This window comes from Streptomyces sp. NPDC057654 (genome assembly GCF_042800135.1).
Taxonomy (GTDB): Bacteria; Actinomycetota; Actinomycetes; order Streptomycetales; family Streptomycetaceae; genus Streptomyces.
Map to the genome: position 1 here is coordinate 1 of NZ_JBHVHQ010000770.1, position 4,154 is coordinate 4,154.

Consider the following 4,154-nt stretch of genomic DNA (forward strand, 5'->3'; position numbering starts at 1 on the left):
CCGAGGAGCTGTGCATCAGCCGTCCGACCTGGGCGTAGATGTCCCAGGCGAGGCCGTTCTCGGTGGTGCGGGAGGAGTCGTCGGGGACGGTGGCGCAGTTGCGCGGGTCGCTCAGCGGCAGCGGGTTGGCCAGGGAGAGGTCCTTGTAGCGCTTCGGATCGAAGTTCTTCAGCGCCTCCATGGAGGTGGGCTTGACGGTGACGCCGACCCAGGCGTCGCCGTTCTTCACCAACTGCCGGTGCGTGTGCGCCCAGCCGATGTTGAGGTCGAAGTGGCTGGAGGGGTTGAGCATCTCGACGACCACCCGGCCGCTGAACTTCGCCCGGTCGGCGGGGCGCCGTACGAGCATGCGGGTGGTGTAGGGGGCGTCGGGGGTGCGGACGACCGCGGCGCCGGGCTTCGGCCAGTCGTAGACGTTGGCGGTGCCGCTGACGGTGTACTCGCCCTCGCTGTAGCCGGACCGGGTCAGGTCCTCGGGGACCTGCTCGTAGGGGGCCGCGCCGAAGGCGTGCGAGGACGCGCTCTCCGGCAGCGGGCCGGAGACGGTGGGCAGGGGCTCGCGGACGGCGGCGTGCGCGGGGACGGCGGTGGTGGCGGCGAGGCCGCCGGCGACCAGGGTCGCCGCGGCGCCGACGCGGAGGGCTCTGGGCACGGCGCCGAGTACGCGGCGGAGCGGTGGAAGGCTGGGCATGCGCTCTCCTCGGGGGGTTGGGGGCAGGCGCGTCGGGGCCCTGCTCGCAGGGGGTGCCATTCGATGGATACGTATTCATGGATACGTATCCACGGCACGTTATGCCGCCGGGGCCGTGTGATCAAGGGCTTCGTGGCACGCAATGAGCCGTACCGCCGGGGAAGTTGACGGACGGGGACGCGGAAGGCCGAAGCGGGCCGGAATCGCGGCCGCTCGGGGAACGCCCGCCGCGCTCCGCCCGCCGGGCGGGCCGGAACCGGCGCTCGGTGCGCCCTCCCGGCCTCGGTTCCGGCTTCGACCTGGGCGGCGGCCCGGCCCCTGACGATCCGTCGGACGAACGCCCTCGGCCTCCGCCCGGGCCCCGGCCCGGAGCCGCGGCGGCACGGGTTTCGTATCCTTGCTCCGACACCAGACGGAAGTAGGGATCCATGGCGCGGCGGCCGGCAGTCACGAGCGTGCAGATCGCCCGCGAGGCGGGCGTCGCCCAGTCGACGGTCTCCCGCGTCCTGAACGGCGGCAGCGTGTCCGCCGAGGCCCGGCGGCGGGTGCTCGACGCGGTCGCCAAGTACGACTTCCAGCCGAGCCAGGCGGCGCGCAGTCTGGTGGGCTCGCGCTCGGGGCTCATCGGCGTGGTCATCCGGGATCTGACGAACCCGTTCTACCCGGTGATGGTCAAGGCCATGGAGCGGGTGCTGCACGAGCGGGGGCTGCGCCTGTCGCTGGTGACGGACGTGATGACCCCGGAGGAGGGGCTGGCGCTGTTGCGGCGCGAGGGCGTGGACGGGGTGGTGTTCACGGCCGCGGTGCGGGACGACCCGCTGGTCCACCGCATGCTCGGGCACGGGGTCCCGGCGGTGCTGTGCCACCGCACCCTCGATGACTTCCCGGCCGACCAGGTGGAGGCCGACAACGCCACGGCGGGCCGGCTGGCCGCGGACCACCTGCTGGGGCTGGGGCACCGGCGCATCGCGATGGTGTGCGGCCCGGCCGGGGCGAGCACGGCGCAGCAGCGCGGCCGCGCGTTCCACGAACGGGTGGCGGCCCACGGGGGCGTCGCCCTGACCGAGGCCGACGGGGACTACGACTACGCGACCGCCTATGACGCGGTGCGCGCGCTCCTGGCCGGCGCGGAGCCGCCCACCGCGCTGTTCTGCCACAACGACGTCATGGCGTACGCGGCGCTCAACGCGGCCGCGGCGTCGGGCGTTTCGGTGCCGCGCGAGCTGAGCGTGGTGGGCTGCGACGACGTGCCGCTGTCGGCGTGGGAGCGCATCGCCCTGACCACGGTGCGCCAGCCGCTGGAGCGGATCGCCCAGGCCGGGGTCGAGCTGCTGCTGGAGCGGCTGGAGAACCCGGACGCGCCGCCCCGGCGCGAGGTCCTGCCCGTCGACTTCGTCGAGCGTTCCACCACGGCCCCCGCGTAAGGCGTCTCCGCCACGGCTCCCGCGTAAGGCCGTCCCCCGTGTGAGGCGCCTCCACCGCGGCCCCCGCGTAAGGCGTCTCCACCGCCCCGCGTAAAGCACCCCCACCGTCTCGCGCAAGACACTTCTCCGTCACCTCTTGACCGTTCGGCGGTTCGCGTTCCATGCTGTGGATACGTATCCAATGGATACGTATCCACAGTCCGAGCAAAGGAGCTGGGCGTGTCCCGCACCATCAAGGCCGCCACCACCTCGTCCACCGCGCCGTCCGGCGACGACACCGTCGCGCAGGCCGTCCGCGAACTGATCGCCGACGTACGCGGCCGTGGCGACGCGGCGGTCCGCGAGCTCTCGAAGCGCTTCGACCGCTGGGAGCCGGAGTCCTTCCGCCTCGGCGACGAGCGGATCGCCGAGCTCATCGGCACGCTCGACGCCCAGGTCATCGAGGACATCAAGACCGTCCAGGCGAACGTCCGCCGCTTCGCCGAGGCACAGCGCGCGTCGATGTCCGAGGTCGAGATCGAGTCCGCCCCCGGCGTCTTCCTCGGCCACCGCCACGTTCCGGTCCAGTCCGTCGGCGCGTACGTGCCCGGCGGCCGCTACCCGCTGACGGCCTCGGCGCACATGACGATCGTGACCGCCAAGACCGCCGGTGTGCCCCGCGTGATCGCCTGCACCCCGCCGATCCGCGGCGAGATCCCCGCCGCCACCGTCGCCGCGATGCACTTCGCCGGAGCCGACGAGATCTACATCCTCGGCGGCGTCCAGGCGATCGCCGCGATGAGCGTCGGCACCGAGACGATCGACCCGGTGAACATGCTGGCCGGGCCGGGCAACGCCTATGTGGCCGAGGCGAAGCGCCAGCTCTTCGGCGAGGTCGGCATCGACCTGTTCGCCGGCCCCACGGAGATCCTCGTCGTGGCCGACGACAAGGCCGACCCGTTCATCGCCGCCGTCGACCTGCTCTCCCAGGCCGAGCACGGCCCGGACTCCCCGGCCGTGCTGGTCACCACCAGCGAGCGGGTGGCCGACGAGGTGCAGCGGCACATCGAGGAGATCCTGCCCGGCATGCGCACCGGCGACATCGCCGGTCCGGCCTGGCGCGACCACGGCCAGATCGTCCTCGCCGACGACCTCGACGAGGCGTACCGCGTCGCCGACGAGTTCGCCTACGAACACGTCCAGGTCCTCACCGAGAACCCCCGCGAGGCGCTGGAGAAGATGCACGCCTACGGCGCCCTGTTCCTGGGCGAGGGCACCTGCGTCTCCTACGGCGACAAGGTGATCGGCACCAACCACGTGCTGCCGACCCGCGGCGCGGCCCGCTACACCGGCGGCCTGTGGGTCGGCATGTACCTGCGCACCGTGACCTACCAGGAGGTGCGCGAGCCGGGGTCGTCCGCCGACCTCGGGGTGCTGTGCGGCCGGGCCGCCCGCGTCGAGCTCTTCGAGGGCCACGCCCGCTCCGGCGACGTACGGGCCGCCAAGTACGCCGGCGTCCCGCTGGAGTGGACCGACCACTACGGCACCGCCCGCAGCTGACACCGCCGCACCCGCCCCGCCCTGGCACGATCAACGGAGATCACATGGCCACCGCCGCTACCCTGACGCCGGAGCAGGTCCGCCGTCGATCACTTCAGTCCGGCACCATCGGCGCGATCGTCGAGTGGTACGAGTACACGATCTACGGCGTCGCCGCCGCGCTGGTGTTCGGGCACCTGTTCTTCCCGAACCTCGCGCCCGGCGTCGGCCAGATCGTCTCGCTCGCGTCGTTCGGCGTGGGCTTCCTGGCGCGCCCCGTCGGCGCGTTCGTCGCCGGACACCTCGGAGACCGGATCGGCCGCAAGTCCACGCTGATCCTGACGTTCTCGATCATGACGGTGGCCACCGCCGGGGTCGGCCTGATGCCGACCTACCAGCAGATCGGGGTCGGGGCGCCGCTGCTGCTGTGCGTCCTGCGGCTGGCCCAGGGGCTCGCGGTCGGCGGCGAGTGGGGCGGGGCGGCCATCGTCGCGGTGGAGAACGCGCCGCGTGCCCGCCGC

Annotated in this window: 4 protein-coding genes; 3 read left to right on the forward strand and 1 reads right to left on the reverse strand. The window is 72.9% G+C overall.

Going from position 1 to position 4,154, the window contains the following annotated elements:
- Window positions 1-691, reverse strand: a 691-nt coding sequence (locus ACFU99_RS35455) for an alpha/beta hydrolase domain-containing protein (protein WP_384400270.1), incomplete at its 3' end; no start/stop codon positions are given.
- 428 nt (window positions 692-1,119) lie between these two features.
- Between ACFU99_RS35455 and ACFU99_RS35460 the strand changes: the two genes are divergently transcribed.
- The 3 genes from ACFU99_RS35460 to ACFU99_RS35470 all read left to right on the forward strand — a co-directional run.
- Window positions 1,120-2,115, forward strand: a complete 996-nt coding sequence (locus ACFU99_RS35460) for a LacI family DNA-binding transcriptional regulator (RefSeq protein WP_384400273.1) — start codon at window positions 1,120-1,122, stop codon at window positions 2,113-2,115.
- A 219-nt stretch (window positions 2,116-2,334) separates the two neighbouring features.
- Complete coding sequence (gene hisD, locus ACFU99_RS35465; protein ID WP_384400276.1) at window positions 2,335-3,654, forward strand: histidinol dehydrogenase; 1,320 nt, start codon at window positions 2,335-2,337, stop codon at window positions 3,652-3,654.
- A gap of 44 nt (window positions 3,655-3,698) precedes the next feature.
- On the forward strand, window positions 3,699-4,154 hold a 456-nt coding region (locus ACFU99_RS35470), incomplete at its 3' end, for an MFS transporter (RefSeq protein WP_384400279.1).